Source organism: Hymenobacter sp. UV11, assembly GCF_004684095.1.
Classification (GTDB): Bacteria; Bacteroidota; Bacteroidia; order Cytophagales; family Hymenobacteraceae; genus Hymenobacter.
Map to the genome: position 1 here is coordinate 271,614 of NZ_SRII01000001.1, position 21,729 is coordinate 293,342.

Consider the following 21,729-nt stretch of genomic DNA (forward strand, 5'->3'; position numbering starts at 1 on the left):
CGCTTGGGGTAGGCAGCGCCGCCAGCTGCTACAGCAGTTCGTCGGGGGTAGGGCGCTGGCGGATGGGCCGGGGCTGGGCGGCCAGCTGCTGCCGATATGCTTCGATAGAGGCGTTTTCGTCGGCCACGATGAAGGAAAGTTGGGCCAGGTTGTCGTTCACAATATCCAGCTCGGGCGCGTCGGGGTCATACTTGCCGAGGCCGGCGAAGTGGCTGGGCATGCGCTTGCGGGTGCCGGCGGCTTTTTCGGCCAGCGCGACGAGCAGCATTTCGTAGCCGGGAATGCTGCCGATGTCTTCGGGCGGGCCGGCGCGGCGGCCATCGGGGCAGTGCACGGGGGGTAGGGGCGCGCCGGCGGCGAGCGGCGCAGTTTTTTCGACCACCAGTTGGTGTTCCCAGTGGTCGCCCATGTCGTACACGTAGCTGAGCTTATCCTTCGGCGCGCGCAGGATTTCGGCCAGCGCTACCTGGCGCGGGTCGCGCCACCACTCGGGCAGGTAGTCGGCTTCGCCGGGCTGCATGGGTGGCGAGCCAGTGAGCAAGTCGCCAGGGCTACCCCGCCCGGTACTGAACTCGAACAGGTGCGCGTTTTCCCAGCCAAAAGCCAGCTGCAAGGCAAAGTGCAAGTCCCAGAACGTGAGCGTGTCGGGAAGCACCAGCCGCCGCCACACGGGCGGCTGCGTGTAGCGCAGCTTTGAGAGTGAGTAAGTTAGCCATGCGGCGAAGGTAGGCAGCAACGCCGCCCTAGCTAGTGGCGTGGGCTAGCCGGCTGGGGCGGGCGCGGCGCTCTTTTCCGGCTTAGCGGAAAAAGAACTGGCGTTATCCTCATTCCTTCCGACCTCGGCGGCCTGCTGAGCTTCGGCTTCTCGTAGCTGCTGGCGCGACTTGGGCACGTCGCCTCCGCCGGCGGGCCAGCCTTCGCGCTGGGTTTTGCGGTCGCCGTCGGTGGCCTCGGTTTGGTCGTGCAGCAAGATTTGCTGGGTCGGGAAGGGCAGGTCGATGCCGTGGGCCGTAAGCGTGTTTTTGATGGCTTCGAGCCCGCGGTCCTGCGCCGCCATAAAGTCGGCGCGGCGCGGCGGGTTTATCCACCAACGCGCCCGAATGTTGACGCTGCTGCCGGCCAGGTCCACGACCAACGCCTCGGGCGCGGGGTCGGTCAGCACGCCCTCAATGCTGCTCAGGGCTTCCAGTATCAGCTTGCGGGCCGTGGCAATATCGTCGCCGTAGCCAATGCCGATGTCGTACTGCAGGCGGCGCTTGTCGTAGGCCGTGTTCACGGTGACGGCATTGATAAACAGCTCGGCATTCGGAATAACTACCCGGCGGCCATCGTAGGTCATAATGGTAGTGGCGCGGGTTTGAATCGACTCCACGGTGCCCTCAAAATCCTTGTACTTAATCTGGTCGTTGAGCTTGAAGGGTTCGGTGAGCAGCAGCAGCACGCCCGCCAGGAAGTTCTGAAAAATATCTTTGAACGCGAAGCCAATTGCCACGCCGCCTACCCCCAGCGCGCTCAGCAAGCTGGCCGGCGTGAAGCTGGGCACCACTATAGTTACCGTGATGAGAATACCCAGAATGAGGGTCACCACGTAAGCCAGGCGGCTCAGCAGGATTTTCAGGCTTTCGCTCTGCTGGCGATTCTCCGTGAGGCGCTGCACCAGCGTGCGCACGCCGCGGGCGGCAAAAATGAACGCGACAAAGACGATAATGCCGAAAATCAGGTTGGGCAGCAGCACCATAAATTCGCGGCCCATGTCGTTGATTTGCTGCCAGGCTATCGAGAAATCCATACTGGAGGTAAAGGGTAAAGTAAGAGCGCTACCGCGCTTTGCTTACACACGCAATAATTTGCCTAAGGGTTGTCAAATCAAAGCAGATAAGTACGCTTTACCCCCGCCGCCAGCGGGCCGCATCCAGGCCCAGCGTCACGAGCAGCGCGTGGGGTAGGGTCACCACCGAGGCCACCAGCAGCGCCAGGCTGATGAGCACCGGCCCGCCCGCCGCCCGCGCCCACGCCAAGCCGTAGAGCACCGCCAGCGCCGCCACGCTAATGGCCAGCAGCGGCGCCGAGCGCTTGAGAAAGAAGCCCAGCTCGGCCCACAAGGCCCGCCCGCTGCCGGCAAAGGGCCGGCCCATCAGGGCATTCATGCGCAGCATGTGCTGCAAGCTGTGCCAAAACACAAAGTACACGCCCGCCGACAACACCGGCGGCAGCGCCACCAGCAAGAGGCTGAGCAGCAGTGCTTCCAGCATATCGGCCAGGGCCAGCCGGCGCTGATTAGTTACCCAATAGCTACCCCACAGCAGCGCGTGGCCGGCCAGCACCAGCGGCCCCAGCCCGCGCGCCGCCGTGCCTACGGCCGCCGCGCTCACCGGCGCGGCTCCGGCCAGGGCCAGCAGGCCATTGGTGAGGGCGCGCGTTTCGGCGGGCCAAAACCAGAGCGGCACCGCAAAAATGAGCCCACCGCGCAAGAGGCCGTGCGCCACCCACTGCGCCCGGTAACGCGCCGCGGTCGGCGCATCGCCCGAGCCCCAGTGCCAGGCCGACAGCCCAAAAAAGAAGGCCACCGCTAGCGCCGGCTGCCACCACCACAGCAGCCCTACCCCCCCCGCCAGCCCCAGGTAGCCGCCCAAGAACACGGCCCAGTAGCGCACCCGGTCGTGGGCCAGCGCGGGGTGCGTGGCGGGCACCACGTACTGGTCGCAGGCGCCGTGGGCCACGCCCAGCAGCACCAGCCCCAGCAGCAGTGCCGGCCCCAGCACCCAGCCGGCCGCGCCCGGCAGCAGCCAGCCCACGGCCACGGCCACCAGCACTATTCCGTAGGAGTAGACCTGGGGCCGCACCGTGGGCTGGCGCAGACTATCGGCCAGGCTAGGCCGTGGCATAGCCGTCGAGCACCTTCTTCTCGTTCAGGCGCTCGTCGAGCAGGCGCTTGCCCACCAGGTAGGCCACCACTGAGATACCTACTTTATTGAACACGTCGAAGAGGCTGAACGCGATGTGGATGTAGTTCAGGTCGATGCTCGTCATCGTCAGCATGTAGCCCAGCGGGTACACGCCCCAGGTGGTAACGGTCGTGATGCCAATAAACTTAAAGCCCCAGCGCTCGGTGTCGTTGCCGCGCTCCGCAAACTTCTTATACAGCCCGTACAGCACTACAACCGCCACCACGTAGCCCACCGTCGAGATGGCACCCCACAGCAGCTTGCCGCTGGTAATAATCTCGCCCGCCGCCGTCAATTGCTGCTCGCCGATGTAGCCGGTCACGACCATAAAAAAGTCAGCGAACAGCATCAGGGTAATAGCCCCAGCGGCCTCGCTGTAGCGAATGCGCAGCATCGAGGCGGCTTTAAGCAGCAGCAGGGGGGTAGTCACGGCCCAGTCCATGTAGCGGTACTGGCCGATGGCCTGGTAGCTGTGCCGAATGAGGGCGGTCCGCGCCTCGGGCGAAGTCAAGTGGCTGAGGTCTTGCAGCATGCCGTGGTAAAACCGTGTGATGAGGAAGTACGACACCCCCGCCACAATGGCAATAACCCCGCCGTAGGCCCGCGAAATGCGGTGCTCGGGCGCCACGCTTTGGTTGGTGAGCACGCTGAAAAACACGTTGCCCAAAAAGCAGTAGGCTGCAAACGTCATGAAAAAATACGTCAGCATGGGCAGCATGCCAACCTCCCCGGCGGTCGGGACAAATTCAGTAGCAAAAGTCATGGGAAAAGGAATAGGAGTGAGAAAACGGATTATTTGCTCTCTTTCCTACGCACCAGGCAGTTTAAGCGTTGGTGGCTAACTGCTTCATAATGTGCTCATTATACATGAAGATTTCGTGAGCTTACTGAAGGCTACTAATTTTTAAATTCTTGATTACCAACAGTAAAGCCTCTCCCGGCAGCCGCTACCCCGAAAGGTAGGCGAGCGCTGCCAGGAGAGGCTTTGGGGCGATAAATGCCCGAATTATGTATAGTTCTTGGTGCTTATTCTGCGCGTCCGCCGCTACGCCTTGCGGCGGCCTTCAAGAATGCGATAAAACGAGCGCGTCTCGATTTCCTCAATCGTGAGGCCAGTGGGCACAATGTCTTCCTCCGAGATGGCGCCGCAGTTCAGCGCTTTCAGGAAGAAGTTGAGCAAGCCCTGACCCGTGGCGGCATCGTCGAAAATATCGCCGGTGAGCGTCGAAATGGCGGCGCGTTCCACAAAGGTTTTGAGGCGGTGCACGGCGCTTTCGTAGGAGCTAAGGAAGAAATTGTAGGTGGCCGCGTAGCGCATGGGCAGCTGCGCGGGGTTCAGGTCCCAGCCCTGGTAAAAGCCGTTGATGAGCGAGTGCGTGGTGTGGTGGTAGGCCTGGCGCCAGCCGCTGTGCACGGCGTCCTGGTTTTCGCGCAGCTGCGCAAAGCTCAGGTTATCACCCCGATGCGGGCCAATGGGCATCACGTTGGTAGCCCCGTCCGAGAGCCAGATGCCGGTGCCGCCCAGCGCCACCTTGGTCATGTGGTGGGCAAAGTCGCACACCGGGTGCGCCATGGTCTGGTACTTGGCCGTGATACCGGCCGAAGCCGTGTAGTCGTACGTGCCAAAGTGCGCCGCAATGCAGCGCCCCTCGCTGGCCCGAATTATGCGCAGGAGCGGGTTGCGCCCCTCGTCGTCCATCACAATCTGGGTGGCTTCCACCATCGTTTCCATCTTCAAGGTGCCGGGAGCCAGGTTGTTAGCCCTTTCCAGCAGCTCCAGCAGGCGTACCATCGTGGTCATCTGCTCCGGTATCGTCACCTTGGGCAGCATCACCACAAAATTGGGGGGTAGGGCGCCGCCGGTGGCTTCGAGCAAAGTGCTCAGGAAGATGTCGAGGGTGCGCACGCCCCGCGCCTTCAGGTCTTCGGTGAAGGGCTTGATGCGAATGCCGATGAAGGGCGATAAGGTATTATCAGCCATGCCTTTGGCCACTTCTTCGGCGGCCTGCACGGCGGTAGCATCTTCCTCGGCATCGGGCCGGTTGCCGAAACCATCCTCAAAGTCGATGCGAAAATCCTCCACGGCTTCGGTCTTGAGCTTCTGCACAATCTTGTTGTACACCGTGTAGGCCAGCCAGGCGGGCTCCTGGCGGCGCTGGTCGGCGGGCAGCTTGTCGAGGTAGTCGGTGAGGTCGTGGATGTCTTTTTCGAGGGTAGGCAGGTGCTCGTGGCCGGCCAGCGCCAGCACCCGCGCCAGCTCCACGAAGTTGGGGGCGTAGGTCTGGAGGTTACGCAGCGCGATTTCACCCATCCGCCCGCAGGTGTCGGCTTTGAAGAGGTTGGCGCCGCCATACACGGTGTGCACGGGCTGGCGGTCGGGCCGGTCGCCGGGGTAGGTGTGCTGAAAGCGCAGGTTAGCTTCGCCCAACTGGTCGAGCAAAGCGGTTTTGTCGGAGTCCTGAAGGCTGAGTTTCATGGGGTAGGGAAAGTGTAAAACGGAGTGGCACTCCGTTTATGCGTGAGCGGCTTGTTCAACGATTAAACGGAGTGCCACTCCGTTTTACAGGTTGCTCACGAGCCGCGGTAGGTACTGTAGCCGAAGGGGTTAAGCAGTAGCGGCACGTGGTAGTGCGCCGCGTCGGCCACGGTGAAACAGATTTCTACGAAGGGATAAAAATGGGCGAGCCCGTCGCGCTCAAAATATTCCTGGGTGAAGAATTTGAGCTTGTATACGCCCGTGGCCAGAATTTTATTCTCGGGCAATAAATCGGGAATGCGGCCATCAGCATTGGTCGCGCCGCGCGCAATTTCGCGCCAGTCGCCGCCGCTTGGCTCGAAGAGCGCGATGGTAACGCCCGCCGCCGGTCGGCCCTTGGTCGTGTCAAGAATATGGGTGGTGAGCTGGCTCATGCGAGTAGTTTTTCGAGGCGCAGGCGCGTGATTTTGGCCTGCTCGCCCATGGCAACGTGTATTTCAGTATTCGGCTCGTGCGGCAGCCGGGCTTGCAGCAAAGCCAGCATCTCGCCAGCCGATTTACCCGTGGCGCACACAATGAAGATGTAGCCGAATTTCGCTTCGTAGGCCTCATTGCCCGCCGCCAGCGCCGCCAGCGTGTCGTCCGAAGCCTGGCGCACGGCGCCCTGCTCGCCCGCCGCCCAGGTAGCCGTGCTGGCAAATTTCTCCTTTAATGCATTCACATCCCCAATTTTCGGGTGATGCAAAAACGCCTCGCGCCAGTCGGCCTCGGTGAGGTTGTACCACGTGCGCTCGGCCGCCTCATAAAGCACTGCCGCCGACGCGAAGGGAAACTGCTGGTTCAGGGTGGCGACCCAGGCGGCGGCCCCGCAGCAGGTAGCTAGCGCCTCGGCGCGGGCGGCGGGGGGTAGGGCGTTGAGGTCAGCGAGGGTCATGAGCTGTAGCGCGGACTCTGCGAGTCCGCGCGTAGAACGATAAGGAAAAGGTGGCGTGCAGGCTGTGCAACGCGCGGACTCACAGAGTCCGCGCTACACCACCGTCGGAAAGCGGTTCACGTTCTTATAATAGATGTAGACCGACGGCTCCTTGCCAATGGAAGCGGCCCACTGCTGGCAGAACGGCGCCATCCAGATGGAATCGCCCTTCTGCACCGGGTACCACTGCTGGTCAAGCATATAGATAGCCTGGCCCTGCAAGTAGAGCAGGCCGTGCTCCATGATGTGTGTTTCGACCATCGGCAGGTTGCCGCCGGGCTGGTAGGTGAAGATGTTGACGGCCATGTCGAAACCCAGCTCATTGGGCAGTAATTCCTGGATGCGCAGCGCCTCATCGTTCATGTAAATAGGCGCTTTGCTGTCGTCTTTTTCGCCCCAGTGCACGCCCGGCTGGTCGTGCCCCGCCAGCGGCTCATACACCTTGTGAAAGGTGAGAATCTGCGTATTTGCCGTGGGGTTTTTGAACACGTAGTGCTGCCCGATGGGTACGTACACAAACTTGCCCGCGGTCAGAATCCGGCTATCGTCGCCGATGGTGGCCTGCACCTGGCCCTGCACCACGTAGAAGAAAATCTGGCTTGCCTCGGTAGTGCCCGTCAGCTGCCCGGCGTCGGTGAGGGTCACGAGCGTTTGGCAGAGCCGCGCGCCCATCTGCTCATTGATAATGACGTTGACGGTGCCGCCCGTCCAGCCGGGTACGTTGCTGTTGATGTAGCCGTCGGGCGCGATAATGGCGTGGTTGCGCCGGGTAACAGAGCGGGTAGCAGAGCCTAAGTGCATAAGGTGTGGGTAGGGGGGAGAAGGATAAAGGAAAGCAAAACGTCATGCTGAGCTTGTCGAAGCATCTCTACCGCTTCATTGTACGATGCAGATGAAGCGGTAGAGATGCTTCGACAAGCTCAGCATGACGGGCAATTTTATTCATGCGCGTTTTTTAATTCCAGCAAAAACCGCTCGGCCACTTCCAGCGCCGCCGCCACATCGGCCGCTTCCACGTTCTCCAACGGGTTGTGGCTGATGCCTTTGTAGCAGCGAATGAAGGCCATGGTGGCCGGCGCCACGGCCGAGGCCGGCACTGCGTCGTGGCCGGCGCCGCTCACCAGGCCGTCTACCTCGTAGCCGCTGGCCGCGATGGCTTGGCCCAGCAGGCGGTTCAGCTCGTGGTCGCACTGCACGGGCGCGGTGGCTTGCACCAGCTGCCAGGTCAGCCCTACCCCCCGCCGGGCGGCAATAGCTTCAGCCTGCGCCTGGAGGTCAGTGTAAGCTGCCGCCAGTTGGTCGGCATCGGGGCTGCGCAGGTCGAGGCTGTGCACGACTTGGCCGGGAATAATATTGCTGGCCGCGTGCACTAGGCGCAGCTGGCCCACGGTGGCTACCAGCCCGTGGCCGTGGCGCAGCGCAAAGGCTTCGGTAGCGAGCACAAACTCGGCGGCGGCGGCTAGTGCATCCTGGCGCATATCCATTGGCACGGTGCCGGCGTGGCCGGCCATGCCCAGCCAGGTCAGCTCCACGCGCTGCTGCCCAGCAATATCCGTGACCAGCGCCACCGGCACGCCGCTTTCCCACAGCACCGGGCCTTGCTCGATGTGCAGCTCGAAGTAGCCCAGCCACTCGGCGGGGGGTAGGGCGTCGGCGGCGAGGGTCGCGGCGTTGCCGCCCATTTCGGCAATGGCCTGGGCCAGGGTAATGCCGTTGGCATCCGTTTTTTGCAAAAGCGCCGGCTCGAAGGCGCCCGTCACCACTTTGCTACCCAGGTAGGTGGTATGAAAGCGCACACCTTCCTCGTCGCTGAAAGCAATCAGCTCCAGGTTGAAGGGTAACTCAAGTCTTTGCTGAATAATGCTTTCCACCAGGTCCAGCCCCATCAGCACGCCCAGTGGCCCGTCGTATTTGCCAGCGTTCACCACCGTGTCGATGTGCGAAGCCAGTACAAACGTTTTGGCGCCCGGCCGCTGGCTGCGCAGCCGCCCGCGCAGGTTGCCGATGCCATCGAGGCGGGTTTCGAGGCCGGCGGCCTCAAACCAGCCTTGCACCAGGTCGCGGCCTTTTAGAAAAGCCGGCGTGCCAAACGTGCGCGTCACAGTCGCGCCCGTGGCGTCTTCGCTGATGGCGCCCAGCTCGTGAATGCGGCTGAGAAGGCGGGCGGTGCGGGTGGGGTAGTCAGGCATAATGGTTTGTAGGGATACTCGCCCTCCGCGTCAACCTCACCCCCTAGCCCCCTCTCCCGTGGAGAGGGGGGACTAGTCTTTAACTCTAAATTTCTAGTCTAAAACTATTCTAGAGCTAGTTTCCCCTCTCCACGGGAGAGCGGGCTAGGGGGTGAGGTTGACGCGGAGGGCGAAACCGCAAACATACACGCTTACCGCGTCAGCAGCTGCCCACGGTTCAGGTGCATGGCATCGGGGTGCCGAAAAACTTCCTCGCCCGCCAGGAAAGTATGCGTCACCACGCCCGCCAACTCGCGGCCCAGGTAGGGCGATACCTTGTGGCGGTGGTGCAGCATTTCTGCCGTCACCGTGAATTTCTCGTCGGCGGCCAGCACCAGCAGGTCGGCGTCGTAGCCGCTGGTAATCTGGCCTTTGCGGTGGCTTTGGCCGATGAGCCGGGCGGGGTTAGTGCTGAGCCAGCGGGCCAGGTCGGGCAGCGCCGCGCCGCGCGCGCGGGCGGCGGTCCAGAGCACGGGTAGGGCCAGCTGCAACGAGGCGATGCCGCCCCAGGCGCTGGCAAAGTCGCCGCTGGCCAGCTGTTTGAGGTCGGGCGGGGCGGGCGAGTGGTCGGTAGCCACGAAATCGATGAGGCCGTTTTGCAGCGCCTGCCACAGCTGCTCGTTGTTGGCCCGCTCCCGGATGGGCGGCGCGCACTTGAACTGCGTCTGGCCATCGGCGATGTCTTCGGCGTTGAAAAACAGGTAGTGCTGGCCGGTTTCCACCGTCAGGGGCAGGCCGTTGGCCTTGGCCTCGGCGAGGAGGGGTAGGGAATTGGCCGACGATAAATGCACGATGTGCACCGGGCAGCGGTACTCGGCGCAGAGCCGCACCATGAGCTTTATGGCCTCGTCTTCCCAGCTTTTGGGTCGTGAGGCCAGGTAGTTGGGGTAGGCGCGGGTATCGCCTTTTTTCCACTCGTCATTGTCTTCGCTCAGTTCGCAGTGCACGAGCAGCGGTAGGCCGTGGCGGGCCAGCAGCGGCATCACCTGGCGCAAATCGGCCTCCGTAGCATTGGGAAAATCGTCGATGCCCGAGTGCGTCAGAAACGCCTTAAACCCCAGCACGCCCGCCGCAATAAGCGGCCCCACCTCAGCCGCGTTGCCGGGCACAATGCCGCCCCAAAAGCCCACGTTCGTATGCAGCTGGCCCTGAGTGGCGGCCTGCTTAATGCGCAGATTTGCCACCGAAGTCGTCACCGGGGCCGAGTTCAACGGCATGTCTACCAGCGTAGTGAGGCCGCCGGCCAGCGCGGCGCGGGTGCCGGTGTCGAAGCCTTCCCACTCGGTGCGGCCCGGCTCGTTGAGGTGCACGTGCGGGTCGATAACGCCGGGCAGGATAGCCGCGCCGCCGAGGTCGAGCACGGGGCCGGCCACGGGCGCGTCGTAGGGCAGCACGTCGGCAATGCGACCGTTTTGCAGCACCAGCAGGGCCGGGCGCTGGCCTTCGGGCGTGACGACGGCCGTGCTTTTTAAGATTAGGTCGGGCATGGGGTGAGTGGGGGGGTAGCACCTGGCGACTATCTTGCCGCTCTTTTTTTGCCCCGCAATCTACACGCTATGCCCATTAAACTCGCCGCCAACGCCTACGGTAAAAACGCCGTCAACCTCTCGCGCGTCATCCGCCACGCCGGCCACCACGAGTTTCGGCAGGTGTCGGTGAGCGTGCGGCTGACCGGCGATTTCGACGCCGCCCACACCCTGGGCGACAACGCACTCATCGTGCCCACCGACACCCAGAAAAACACGGTGTACGCGCTCGCCAAAGAGCATTTTACGGGTACTATCGAGGCATTTGGGCTGGTGCTGGCGCGGCATTTCGTGTCGCGCAATCCGCAGGTGAGCCAGGCCCGCATCGAAATACTGGAGCACGCCTGGCAGCGCATGAGCTTCGACGGCCACGACCACCCGCACGCCTTCGTGGGCGGCAGCAACGAAAAGCGCCGCGCCGTGGTAGAGCTACTCGCCAATGGCCCCGCCACCGTGTGGGCCGGCCTGAAAGGCCTGATGCTGCTCAAAACCGCCGACTCCGGCTTCGTGGGCTACCCCAAAGACGAGTACACCGTGCTGCCCGAAACCACCGACCGCATCCTGGCCACCGAGTGCGAGGCCGAGTGGGAATACACCAGCGCCGACCTCGATTTTGAGGCCCTCTACCAAAAAATCCGCCTCAGCCTGCTGCGCACCTTCTCCGCGCACCAGAGCCTCTCGGTGCAGCACACGCTCTACGCCATCGGCGAAAATATCTTGGAAGAAACCGCCGAGGTAAAAGAAATCAGCCTCATCATGCCCAATAAGCACCATATTCCCTTCAACCTGGAGCCCTTCGGCCAGCCGAATACGAATGAGGTTTTTGTAGCTACGGATGCGCCGTTTGGCTACATCACCGGCACGCTGGTGCGGGGATAGCTAATTTGTCATTGAGAGGAGGAACGACGAAGCAATCGCACCAGAACAATTTATGAACGACTCGTTCTGATACGATTGCTTCGTCGTTTCTTCTCGCAATGACAACATCTAATAACCACTCCTAATGCCCCGCCCCCCCCGCGACTTGCCCGCCTGGACCCTCGCCGCCGCTGCCCTGCGCGCCGGCCAGCCGGCCGCGCTGCTGTGCGTGGTGCGCAGCGAGGGCAGCAGCCCTGGCCGCCAGGGCTTCAAAATGGTCGTAACGGCCGAGGTCGTAGCCGGCTCCATAGGCGGCGGCATCATGGAGCACAAGTGGGTGGAGCTGGCCCGCCAGCGCCTGCGCGACGGCGACCCTACCCCCCTGCTGCGCCCCCAGATTCACCGGCGCGAGGCGCCTGCCGACCGCTCGGGCATGATGTGCGCCGGCGAGCAGGAAGTCTTGCTATGGCCGTTGCAACCAGCTGACTTGCCAGTAGTAGCGGCCATCGAAACGATGCTGCGCAGCCTCAAAGGGGGCGCGTGGGAGGTAAGCGAAGCTGGTGGCTTGCAGCTAGCCTCCGAAAAGCCGGCCGACTTCTACGCTTACCAGCCCGGCCCTGCGTGGAGCTACCGCGAGCAGCTGGGTTTCCGCGACCACCTCACGATTGTGGGCGGTGGGCACGTGAGCCTGGCGCTGTCGCAGCTAGCTAGCACGCTGCAATTTGAGATAACCGTGCTCGACGACCGCGCCGACCTGCCGACCCTCGACGCCAATCCCTACGCCCACCACCGCCAGCGGGTGAGCTACGAATCCCTGGCCCTACCCCCCGGCCCGCATCACTACGTAGTCGTCATGACCGTGGGCTACCGCACCGACGCCGTGGCCCTGCGCCGCCTGCTAGGCCACCAGTATCGCTATCTCGGCGTAATGGGCAGCGCCGCCAAAGTAGCCGAGCTACGCCGGGTGCTGCTGGAAGAAGGCTTCAACCTGGATGGTTTGCACGGCCCCATCGGCGTGCCGATAAACAGCCGCCTGCCAGAAGAAATCGCGGTGAGCGTGGCGGCGGAATTGATACGGGTGCGGAATCAGTAGCACGAAGTGGAAACCTCGCGCTACAGCCCCACCAGCCGGCGGGCCGGGCCGATGATGGCCAGCTCGGTTTGCCCGACGGGTTTCTGGGCGGCGTCGAGCTGGAGCTTGGCGGCGGCTTGCCAGCCGGGCGGCGGCGCCTGGCCCTGCGCCAGCTGCGTGAGGCGCTCGCTGAGCAAGTTGGCGACAATGCTGAGCTGGGCGGCCAGCGGCGCATATTCGGCCAGGCTGGGGCTCAGCACAAACAGGGGGGGTAGGGCCTCGGTGGCGCGCTGCCAGCCGGCGAGTTGATTTTGCAGGCTGGCTAGCTGGCGCTGGGCGGTTGGCGAGAGGGTAGGGGGCGCGGCCGGAAACTTGGGCACCGCGATGCTCAGCTCAGCCACCAGGCTATCGGCCGTGGCGCCGAAGCGGCGAGCTACGTCCGACTCGGCCGGGGCGGCGTCCACGAGGCGGGTAAGGGGCGTTTCGGTGGTGTATTTGAAGCCCTGGAAGTGGCGCTTGTACTCTTTTACTGGCTCTATGACCGAGGCCAGGGTTTGCAGGGAGGGTAGGGCGGCCGGGTAGGGCGCGGCCAATTGGCGCAGCAGCGCGGCCGGAGCGCGCCGGTGGCGCAGGCCCAGCGCGTCCAGCTCCTCGCTCACGAAGGCCAGGCGGCGGTACATGTCGGGCACGTCCTGGCTCAGGGCGGCGGGGCTCCAGAGGCGCTCGGCCACGGCGGCGGCGCGGGGCCACACCCGGCTCTCGTAGATAACGCTGTCGGCAAACTCGCTCCACATTTCGGCCTCGCCGCCCAGCACGCGGCTTTGCAGCGAGTCGGGGATTCCCTGCAACGGGTCGGCGGCGTAGTGGCTGGCGGCCGTGAAGTAGAGGTCGAGGTAGTAGCCGTTGGCGCGCAGGGCTGGGTGGCGCTGGCTCACGGCTTCGAGCACGCCCTTGGGGCCGCGCCAGCTCTCAATCACGACCGGCGCGGGCAGGTCGGGGCCCAGAATCTCATCCCAGCCTACCATCGTCTTGCCCAGCTTTTGCAAAATGGTCAGCATCCGGCGGTTGAAGTAGTTCTGCAGCTGGTGCTTGTCCACTACCCCCTTGGTCGTGACAAAGCCTTTTTCTTTCATGAAAGCCACAATGCGCGGGCTGTGGCGCCACTGCCGGCCATCGTTCTCATCGCCGCCGATGTGGAAATACTTATCCGGAAACAGCCCGCTCATCTCGGTCAGCACCGAGTCGAGCATGGTGTAGGTGCCCTCGCGGGTGGGGTCGAGGGCAATGTTGAGCACGCCCCAGCGCACGGGCAGGGTCTTGATGGAATCGTTGGAGGCCAGGCGGGGGTAGGCGGCCAGCAGCGCCCCGGTGTGGCCCGGCAGGTCAAATTCGGGCACCACCCGAATGCCGCGCTGCGTGGCATAGCGCACCACCTCGCGCACCTCGGCCTGGGTGTAGTAGCCGGTGGCGCCGGCCACGGTGTGCAGGCGCGGAAATAGCTTGCTCTCCACGCGCCAACCCTGGTCGTCGCTCAGGTGCCAGTGCAGCACGTTGAGCTTCACGGCGGCCATGCCATCAATATTGCGCTTGATAACGGCCACCGGCAGAAAGTGCCGCGCCGGGTCAATCATGAGCCCGCGCCAGGCAAAGCGTGGCTGGTCGCGGATGTCGCAAAGCTGCGCCCGCCAGCCGCGCGGCGTGCTCTCAATAACCTGTCGAAACGTGGCCAGCCCGCGCTGAATTCCCAGCGGCGAGGCAGCCGTGAGGCTCGCGCCGGCCGCTGTGATATGTAAGCGGTAGCTCTCGTCAGTCGAGCCGGCCGGGCCGGTGACCTGGCGGTGCAGGGCCAGCAGCGGCGCGGTAGCAAAGCGGTAGTGGCCAGCCTGCCAGGTAGCCTGCGCCGGCACCGGCAGCAGCGGGCGCTGGGCGTGGGCAAGTAAGCTCGAAAAAACCAGGAAGATTTTCGCACAGAGTTTAACCGGAGTTAAGAAGGAGTTCCACGGAGAAAGTCGTCTAAAAACTCGGTGAAACTCCTTTTTAACTCCGGTTAAACTCTGTGCGAAAATCTTCATATGAGTCCCCTGGCCTTGAATTCCAGGTATTTATTTATCGTGTTCACCGTCAGCAATTGCGGCGGAGTAAGCAGTGCCTGAATGCCGTAGCGCTGAAGCTCCAGCACAATCTGGCGCTTTTCCTGCTGAAATTTCTCGGCGATGGTTTGGTTATATACGTCGGCCGTCGTGTCGGCTGGCGCGTCGAGGAAGGTGCGCAGCTCGGTGTTTTCGAAGAAAACCACCAGCAGCAAATGCGCCTTGCTCAGGGCACGCAGGTAGGGCAACTGCCGTTCCATCCCCTGCAACGTCTCAAAGTTGGTGAACAAAATTAGCAAACTGCGCTGCTTAATCTTGGCGCGCACCGTGGCGTAGAGGCGCTCGTAGTCGGTTTCGAGGTACTGAGTCTTCTGGCGATACAGCACTTCCAGAATGGTGCGCAGGTGGCCCGGCCGGCGCTCGGCGGCCACCGTGGCACCGGGCTTGTTCGCGAACGTAATCAGCCCCGCCTTGTCGTGCTTGATGAGTGCAATGTTGCTCATGACCAGCGTGGCATTGATGGCGTAGTCGAGCAGGCTCAGGCCCTCAAATGGCATCCGCATCACCCGGCCCTTGTCGATGAGGCAATACACCTGCTGGGCGCGCTCGTCCTGAAAGTGGTTGACTACCAGTGTATCACTGCCCCCGCCGGCACGCCGGGCGCTGGCCTTCCAGTTGATGGTGCGCGGGTCGTCGCCCCCGGCGTAGGGCCTTATTTGCTCAAACTCCATGCTCTGCCCCACCCGCCGGATGCGCTTCACGCCCACCTCCGTGAGGCGGTTGTGGATGGCCAGCAGCTCGTACTGCCGCATCTGTAAAAACGACGGGTACACCGGCACCACCCTACCCCCCTCTTCGCAGCGGAAGCGCCGCCGCACCAGCCGCAGCGGCGAGGCCGCGTACACGTTCAGGGCCCCAAACTCGTATTCGCCGCGCTTGGTCGGCCGCAATTGGTAAGTGATAACCTGGGTCTGCCCCGGCGCAATGCTGGCCTCAAACAGCACATCGCGCCGCTGAAACTGGTGCGGAATCTCGTCAATCACTTCCATCTGAATACCAAACCGGTAGCGGCTTTCCAGGAATAACTTTACCTCGTTGTCGTCGCCGTTCGAAAGCTTGTCGCCCAGCACCCGCCGCCCAAAAAGGGGGGTAGGGCTGCCCTTGGTCGGCGCATAAAGTAGCGCCGCATCGAGCAGCGTCAGCAGCCCCGCTGCGCCCAGCAGAATTTCCATCGGCCCCAGCAGCCAGGGCAGGAAAAACGCCACCACGAAGCCCGCGATGAGCGCGGCGCAGAGGTAAAAAAAGCGACGGGTGAGGAAGAGGGACACGGTTATGGTTCGGGAAGTTACCGCTGAGGTGCGCGGTGGTTTACGCAGAGGTTCGCTGAGAATCGTCCAGGCCGTTGACTTTGCGCACGATGCCTTCTTTAAGGCGTGACACATTAAAATTGATAAGCAAACCGAGTTTGTGGCCTGATAGCTTGAGATAAGTAAGTAGCTGCATAGGATGCACCTCCATAATGGACTCGATAGACTTGATTTCAACTACCACCCGGTTCTCCACCAGCAAATCCATGCGGAAGCCCACATCCATGCCTACGCCCTTGTACACCATTGGCAAGGGTACCTGGGCCTTCCGCCAGCAAGCCCGCCTGCCGCAGCTCAAACTGCAAGGCTGTTTCATAAACCGACTCCAGCAGCCCCGGCCCCGACTCAGTATGCACTTCAAAAGCTGCCTTCCGAATCAAGTAAGAAATATCGTTCTCCTGCATAAAACTCAGCGAACCTCAGCGTTTTACCACCGCGCACCTCAGCGGTAACTTCCCGAACCATAACCTACCGCGGCACCTCCACGCTCTGCACAATCGCCCGCACCACCTCATCGGCCGTGCCGCCTTCCATCTCGCGCTCAGGCGTGAGCATAATGCGGTGGCGCAACACCGGCGCGGCCAGAAACTGCACGTCCTCGGGCGTCACGAAGTCGCGGCCGCGCAGGGCGGCCAGCGCCTTGGCGCCGTTGAGCAGCGCGATGCTGGCGCGGGGCGACGCGCCCAGGTACAGCGCCTTGTGCGCCCGCGTGTGGCCCACTATTTTGGCAATGTATTCGAGCACGTTGGCCTCCACGCGCTGCCGGCCCACTTGCTGGCGCAGCGCGGCCAGGTCAGAGGCGGAAAGCACCGCTTTTACTTTTTCTAATGGCGTGCCGCCGAAGCCGCTGTGGTGACCCTGCAAAATCTGGATTTCCTCGGCCAGAGTGGGGTAGCCCACGTTGAGCTTGAAGAGAAAGCGGTCGAGCTGGGCCTCGGGCAGGCGGTAGGTACCTTCTTGCTCGATAGGGTTTTGCGTAGCCAGCACCACAAAAGGCGTAGTCATGTGGTGCGTGGTGCCGTCCTGGGTCACGGTGCGCTCCTCCATCACCTCAAACAGCGCCGACTGGGTCTTGGCCGGAGCGCGGTTGATTTCGTCAATCAGGACCACGCTGGCGAAAATGGGGCCGGGCCGAAACTCGAAATCGCCCTGCGCCGGCCGGAAAATACTGGTGCCCAGCACATCGGCCGGCATCAGGTCGGGCGTAAACTGGAGGCGGCTGAACGGCACGTCGAGCGTGCGGGCCAGGAGCTTGGCGGTGAGGGTTTTGGCCACGCCGGGCACGCCCTCCAGCAGCACGTGGCCATCGGCGAGCAGGGCCGTGAGCAGCAGCTCCAGCAAATCCTGCTGGCCCACTATTACCTGCCCGATTTGCTCGCGCACGGCCTGGGTGCGGGCCGTGAGCTGCGCCAAGTCGGTGCGCGGGGCAAAGGCTTCGGCCGGCACATCGGATGTCGCAGCCGCAGGCATGGCGGCCGCTTCGGGCGCGAGCGGGGGGGTAGGGCTGGCGGGGTCGGGTAAGTGAGTTTCGGGTTCCATGAAACGTGGCGAAGCCGGATAATTAAGTAGCGAATAATAAGTGGTTGCCTACCGCGCCGGGCCCTAACTTGCAGACCAACAAAGCACGAAACAGTCGAAAAAACGCGCAAAAAGTGCCTCAGATTAGCTTTAAAGCAAGTTTATTAGTAAAGTGCAATTTGCTAAAAAGGCCAATTCCCGGCACAGTGCAAAAGTGATTTTTCATCGGCTTTCGCGCTTAAAATCCTGAATGGCGCGGCTCAAGATAAGCAGCTCGCGGTCCGTCACGGCGGGCGCGGTGCGCGCGAAGTTGATGAGCCGTACCAGCTCATCCACGCGGGGGCGCGGCACGCCAGCCTTCTGGCTCAGGCGCTCGCGGAAGGCGTCGTCGGCCAGGTCGGGGGTAGGCTCGTGGAAGCGGGTGCGGAGGTAATCCAGAAAGAGGGCGGTTTTCTTTTCGGCAATGCGAGCGTGGTTGCGGCCCTGCTGGTAGAGGCCCGCCACGGTGCGCGTGAAAAGCAGCGTAGTATTGGGCAAGGGCTTAATAACGGGAATAATGCGCTGCCGCCGCCGCGCCTCCACCAGCACAAACAGCAGGCCCGTGGCCAGCAGCAGGTAGTAAGCGGTGCGCAGCGCCGGGTGGCCCAGCACCACCCGCAGCACCGACTGCTCGCCGGCGCGGCCCTGCTTCTGGTACTCATCCCACCACACCGGCCGGCCGGCGGGCAGCGCCGAGAGCGCCGCAAACGCAAAATCGGCGGTGCGGGGCCGCAGCAGCCAATAGTTACCGAAAGCCAGCGGCACCGAGCACAGGTAAAAATGACCGCGCCCGTGGTCGAGGCGCAGCAGCACCGGCCGGCCCTGGGCATCGGCGGCGAGGGTAGCGCCCTGGTGTGCCCGCCGCTTGGTGAGGGCCAGCCGGTAGCCCGCGGCCGAGGTATTGAACCAGAACGCCGCGCCCGCCGCGCCCGCGCCTAGCAGGTGCAGCGCCACCGAGTCGCGCCGGCCCAGGCCGGGAGCCAGCACGCGCGCCAAAGTCGAGTCGACCGGGTAGGTGCGGAAGCCCAGCGTATCGGCCAGCGAACCCGCGCGGCGACTTGCCGAAAAATCTTCGGCTGCGATGAACACGTCGTGGCCCTGCGCCACGAAGCGCAGCAGGGCATTCGTTTCTAGCCGGCTGGCCGCAAATTCCTGGTTGATAAAAATATACTGCGCACGGGTGGCAACCATGGGTAGGGAGGTGGCTTCGAGCGTGGCGGCGGCCGCGTCGTTGGCGGCATCTACCGAGTCGTTGTCGAAGGTGACGTTTTCGGAGCGGCCGGTGCGTAGCTGGGGCTCCTCGCTGCCCAGCAGCTGGTTGAAGATGGGCAGGCGCACGTTGGCCACCGAGTCGGTGCCCAGCACCTGCGGCAGCACATCAAGCAGCACATAAGTGCCGTACGGAATCTTGTCCTTGCTGCTGAGCGTGGGCGACCAGTCGAGGGGCTTGGGGCGGTAATATTCCAGCGCCACGTAGCCCCCGAACAGGGCCATAATACCGAGCAGATACCAGCGGAAGGTAGTCACAGTGCGTAGCGGATTAACGGCCCAGTAATTCTTGGTAAACAGCGAGATAGCCGGCCGCCGCCTGTGCCCAGCTGAATTGCCCGGCCTGGGCCCGCGCCTCGGCCGCCCGCGCGGGCGAGTGCCGCGCCAGCCCGGCGGCCAGCGTGCGGCGCAGCGTGTCGGGGGCAAAATCGTCGAAGTAATAGGCTGCGTCGCCGCCCACCTCAGGCAGCGAAGTAAGGCGGCTCAAAAACACCGGCTTGCCCAGCTGCATAGCCTCCACCACCGGCAGGCCAAAGCCCTCGGCCAGCGAGGGCTGCAAATACGCCACGCAGTGCTGATAATACCAGGTTTTATCGGCCTCACTGATGCGCGTAAGCACCGTAACGCGGTCGGCCGCGCCGGCCTGCGCCGCAGCGGCCCGAATGGTGGCCACGTAGTCGGGCTCGGCAAAGCTGCCGGCCAGCACCAACTCATACGCCGGGTCTTGCAGCAGCGCGGTCAGCACGTGGTAGTTCTTCTTGGCGTTGATGGTGCCCAGCCCAAACAGGAAGGGCCGGCGCGGCACGTAGGCCGGCGCGTGGGCGGGGGGTAGGGGCGCCAGCGCCTCCACCCCCCGCGGCACGTAGCGCAGCGGCTGGCGGCCGCGGTAGCCCAGCAGGTCGGCGTGGCGCAGGATGTCCTGACGCACAAAATCGGAGATGGTCACCAGGTAGTCAGCGCGTTGAATGTTGCGGCGCACCATGGCCAGCTGCCGCACGTAGGTGCGCTCGTCGGGGCTTTCGTGCAAAAAATTGAGGTCGTGCACCGTCAAAACCACCTTGGTGAAAGGGCTGGTGGGCACGTACCAGCTCAGCTGCGAGGTGGCGTGCCACAGCCGAAAGCCGTAGCTGGGCGGGTTTAGGTACTTGTGAAAGCTGCGTTGCGTGAGGTAGCGCACGCCCGCGCGCCCCAGCCCGCCCACCTCGCGGGGCGGCACGTAGCAATAGAGCCGGTAGCGGTGGTTCTGGCGAATGAGCTCGTGGGCCAGCGGCACCACGAAGTGACTGAATCCGCTGTTGCGGTCTTTCAGCGGCTCACAATCCAGCAGAATACGGGGTAACGACATCAGGATAAGCGGGGCAGAAAAATCAGGCGGGTTGCGCGCGGCCCGGCGCCGCGGCAGCCAGCTGCTGGGCCAGCTGCTGCTGGGCGGCCCGCGCCTGCTGGTAAAGGTCGGCCGAGAGGGGCAGCTCGCCATACCAGCTGTAGTCAAACTGCCGCGTGAGCTCGGCGAAGGCGAGCCGGCCGGCCGGGTAGCTGGCGGCCAGCTCGCGCAGGTAAGTCTGGTTGGTTTTGTCGGGCTGCCAGGAGATAAAGTCGCGGTCGGTGAGCTGCTTGAGTAGCTGCAAGTAGCCCAGGCGCAGCGCCAGGCGGCGGTTGCCAGCGGCCTCGGCCTGCGCAATGGCCTCGCCAAAGTTTAGCTCGTGAATATTTTCCTGGCCCACCTCGTAGGCGAGGGGTAGGCCGCGAGGCGCCCGGCCAAAAGCGCGGGTAATATCCACCTGCAACAATTTCAGCACCGCAAACACCAGCGCCGCCGCCATCAGGCCGTAGAAAAACACGTCCCAGGCCTTCTTCCCACCCTGGCTGCTCATGGCAGGGGTAAGCTGCCGCCACAGCCAGCGCAGTAGCCGCTGCCAAAAGCTGGCTTGCGCTGGCTCCTCGCGCACCTCCACGTATTGCAAGTCGTGCTGGCCGCGCAATTCGCGCAGGCGGGCGGCGGCCGGGCGGCGCACCACGGCCGGCGCAGAAGGGGGGGGTAGGGGCGCCGCCACGCTGGTGTCGGCGCGCGGCGGGGCCAGGCGGTTCCAGGCGGTCGGCCCCTGCGCCGGAGCGGGGCCGGCCGCCAGCAGCAGCATGGGCAAAAAGAAGAAGGGTAGGCGGCGCATACGAATGCCAGAAGTCGTGAAGAAGAAGCTTAGTACTCGCCTTCCTCGTCGGGCTGGTAATAGCCCGACTGAGCCGTGGGCGCAGGCTGCCCCAACTGGCTCACCAGCAGGCTTGTGCCATAACCGTCTTTCTGCTCCACGAGGTTGAAATACTGGAATGCAAGTGCCAGCAGCGGCACGCAATAGGTGAAGATGAAACCGATTAAATAGATGCCCTGCCCTGCATAGGCCAGCACGCTGCTGCTCAGGCCCGGCAAGCCCAGGAAGTGCCCGGCCGTGAGCGCATAACTAGGCAGGGCAAACACGATAGTGAGCATAGATTGAATGATGGAGGCCACAAAAAGAAGTCCCCAGGTAGCCCACCAGCGCCCCTTTATCAGCCGAAAGCACCGGCCAACGGAAGCAAAAATGGGTCCGTCCTCAAACCACAGCACCGGCAGGAGCAAGCTGAGCGCAATGCCCGCGTAAATCATGAAAATGTAGGCGATGGGAAGCAAAATGCCCGCGAGCATAATGCTTCCCCCGCTACCCCCCTTGCCCTTGCCCACGGCTCCCAGAAACACCATGGATACCACTCCGCCAAGCAGCAGGCCCACCACTATTGCCAGCCCAATGGCCTGCGCCAGGCGGCCAAACCGGCCGCGCAGCTCGGCCCACACGATGGTGGGCGTTATGGGCTCGGTAGCAGGCAGCTGCAGCCGGGCCCGCACGTAGGCGTAGAGGGTGCTGGTCAGCAGTAAAAAGCCCAGCATTATCCCCACTACGCTTAGCCCCAGCGCGCCAAAATTCATGAACTGAAAAGCGCTGCTGCTGTAATTGATGACTGAGCGGCCTTGTTGGCTCGCCACTGCCCGAAAGGCCGAACTTGCATAAATCCCCAGCCCGATGCCAGCGAGCAGCGCTACCGGCAACACAAAGTAGACCAGGCACTTGCCCAACGGCCGCCAGTGCATGCCGATAAACTCGAACGTGGCCGAAATCTTGGCGCCAAAATCTCGCTCTTGCCAGAAGTCGGCGGGGGTAGTGTAGGTGTTTCTCATAGCTGATTGGTGAAGGGTTGATTGGTAGTCGTTTGTCGTGGCGAGTAACCGTTTGTTAGTGTAAGTAATCGTCTGTCATTGCGAGCCCGCGAAGCAATCGCACCAGAACGAGCAGTTGGAATATCGTTCTAGTGCGATTGCTTCGCAGGCTCGCAATGAC

Annotated in this window: 21 protein-coding genes; 2 read left to right on the forward strand and 19 right to left on the reverse strand. The window is 63.2% G+C overall.

Going from position 1 to position 21,729, the window contains the following annotated elements; genetic code table 11:
- Positions 1-28: 28 nt before the first annotated feature.
- The 10 genes from E4631_RS01030 to allB all read right to left on the reverse strand — a co-directional run bounded on the left by E4631_RS01030 (position 29) and on the right by allB (position 10,109).
- Positions 29-736, reverse strand: coding sequence for a plasmid pRiA4b ORF-3 family protein (locus E4631_RS01030; protein ID WP_133658242.1), 708 nt, complete (start codon positions 734-736; stop codon positions 29-31).
- A gap of 24 nt (positions 737-760) precedes the next feature.
- On the reverse strand, positions 761-1,789 hold the full coding sequence (locus E4631_RS01035; protein WP_133658243.1) for a mechanosensitive ion channel family protein: 1,029 nt from the start codon (positions 1,787-1,789) through the stop codon (positions 761-763).
- A gap of 97 nt (positions 1,790-1,886) precedes the next feature.
- Positions 1,887-2,885 (reverse strand): Brp/Blh family beta-carotene 15,15'-dioxygenase, encoded by a 999-nt coding sequence (locus E4631_RS01040; protein ID WP_133658244.1) that lies wholly within the window; start codon positions 2,883-2,885, stop codon positions 1,887-1,889.
- Positions 2,872-3,708 carry a bacteriorhodopsin gene (locus tag E4631_RS01045; protein WP_133658245.1) on the reverse strand — a complete coding sequence of 279 codons (837 nt, stop codon included), beginning with the start codon at positions 3,706-3,708 and terminating at the stop codon, positions 2,872-2,874. Before E4631_RS01045 ends, E4631_RS01040 begins: the two co-directional genes overlap by 14 nt.
- Positions 3,709-3,990: 282 nt before the next feature.
- The gene (locus E4631_RS01050; RefSeq protein ID WP_133658246.1) at positions 3,991-5,421 is read right to left on the reverse strand and encodes a phosphoenolpyruvate kinase; all 1,431 of its coding nucleotides are present in this window, start codon (positions 5,419-5,421) and stop codon (positions 3,991-3,993) included.
- Between the two features lie 95 nt (positions 5,422-5,516).
- On the reverse strand, positions 5,517-5,855 hold the full coding sequence (uraH, locus tag E4631_RS01055; RefSeq protein WP_133658247.1) for a hydroxyisourate hydrolase: 339 nt from the start codon (positions 5,853-5,855) through the stop codon (positions 5,517-5,519).
- Positions 5,852-6,355 (reverse strand): 2-oxo-4-hydroxy-4-carboxy-5-ureidoimidazoline decarboxylase, encoded by a 504-nt coding sequence (gene uraD / locus E4631_RS01060; RefSeq protein WP_133658248.1) that lies wholly within the window; start codon positions 6,353-6,355, stop codon positions 5,852-5,854. Before uraD ends, uraH begins: the two co-directional genes overlap by 4 nt.
- A gap of 93 nt (positions 6,356-6,448) precedes the next feature.
- The gene (gene allE, locus E4631_RS01065) at positions 6,449-7,195 is read right to left on the reverse strand and encodes a (S)-ureidoglycine aminohydrolase (protein WP_133658249.1); all 747 of its coding nucleotides are present in this window, start codon (positions 7,193-7,195) and stop codon (positions 6,449-6,451) included.
- Between the two features lie 137 nt (positions 7,196-7,332).
- Positions 7,333-8,583 carry a Zn-dependent hydrolase gene (locus E4631_RS01070; RefSeq protein WP_133658250.1) on the reverse strand — a complete coding sequence of 417 codons (1,251 nt, stop codon included), beginning with the start codon at positions 8,581-8,583 and terminating at the stop codon, positions 7,333-7,335.
- Between the two features lie 191 nt (positions 8,584-8,774).
- On the reverse strand, positions 8,775-10,109 hold the full coding sequence (allB, locus tag E4631_RS01075) for an allantoinase AllB (protein WP_133658251.1): 1,335 nt from the start codon (positions 10,107-10,109) through the stop codon (positions 8,775-8,777).
- A 69-nt stretch (positions 10,110-10,178) separates the two neighbouring features.
- Between allB and pucL the strand changes: the two genes are divergently transcribed.
- Positions 10,179-11,027, forward strand: a complete 849-nt coding sequence (gene pucL, locus E4631_RS01080) for a factor-independent urate hydroxylase (protein WP_133658252.1) — start codon at positions 10,179-10,181, stop codon at positions 11,025-11,027.
- A 124-nt stretch (positions 11,028-11,151) separates the two neighbouring features.
- The gene (locus E4631_RS01085) at positions 11,152-12,099 is read left to right on the forward strand and encodes an XdhC family protein (RefSeq protein ID WP_133658253.1); all 948 of its coding nucleotides are present in this window, start codon (positions 11,152-11,154) and stop codon (positions 12,097-12,099) included.
- Positions 12,100-12,119: 20 nt separating this feature from the next.
- On the opposite strand, the gene E4631_RS01090 is transcribed toward E4631_RS01085, so the two are convergent.
- From E4631_RS01090 to E4631_RS01125, 9 genes are all read right to left on the reverse strand, one after another.
- Positions 12,120-13,985 (reverse strand): beta-N-acetylhexosaminidase, encoded by a 1,866-nt coding sequence (locus E4631_RS01090; protein WP_166648136.1) that lies wholly within the window; start codon positions 13,983-13,985, stop codon positions 12,120-12,122.
- 161 nt (positions 13,986-14,146) lie between these two features.
- Positions 14,147-15,496, reverse strand: coding sequence for a DUF58 domain-containing protein (locus tag E4631_RS01095; RefSeq protein WP_240734583.1), 1,350 nt, complete (start codon positions 15,494-15,496; stop codon positions 14,147-14,149).
- Positions 15,497-15,536: 40 nt separating this feature from the next.
- Positions 15,537-15,782: a GxxExxY protein gene (locus E4631_RS26875; protein ID WP_317129117.1), complete on the reverse strand. Its 246-nt coding sequence runs from the start codon at positions 15,780-15,782 to the stop codon at positions 15,537-15,539.
- Positions 15,709-15,939, reverse strand: a complete 231-nt coding sequence (locus tag E4631_RS26880; protein WP_317129118.1) for a GxxExxY protein — start codon at positions 15,937-15,939, stop codon at positions 15,709-15,711. The genes E4631_RS26875 and E4631_RS26880 overlap by 74 nt, the downstream gene beginning before the upstream one ends.
- 64 nt (positions 15,940-16,003) lie before the next feature.
- Positions 16,004-17,074 (reverse strand): MoxR family ATPase, encoded by a 1,071-nt coding sequence (locus E4631_RS01105; protein ID WP_166648137.1) that lies wholly within the window; start codon positions 17,072-17,074, stop codon positions 16,004-16,006.
- A 201-nt stretch (positions 17,075-17,275) separates the two neighbouring features.
- A complete protein-coding gene (locus E4631_RS01110; RefSeq protein WP_133658256.1) occupies positions 17,276-18,619 on the reverse strand; it encodes a DUF4350 domain-containing protein in 1,344 nt (447 codons plus the stop codon).
- A gap of 13 nt (positions 18,620-18,632) precedes the next feature.
- Positions 18,633-19,706, reverse strand: coding sequence for a glycosyltransferase family 1 protein (locus E4631_RS01115; protein ID WP_133658257.1), 1,074 nt, complete (start codon positions 19,704-19,706; stop codon positions 18,633-18,635).
- A 22-nt stretch (positions 19,707-19,728) separates the two neighbouring features.
- Entirely contained in the window at positions 19,729-20,529 is an 801-nt protein-coding gene (locus E4631_RS01120; protein ID WP_133658258.1) for a DUF4129 domain-containing protein, read from the reverse strand.
- Positions 20,530-20,558: 29 nt separating this feature from the next.
- Positions 20,559-21,569 carry a hypothetical protein gene (locus E4631_RS01125; protein WP_133658259.1) on the reverse strand — a complete coding sequence of 337 codons (1,011 nt, stop codon included), beginning with the start codon at positions 21,567-21,569 and terminating at the stop codon, positions 20,559-20,561.
- Between the last annotated feature and the right edge of the window lie 160 nt (positions 21,570-21,729).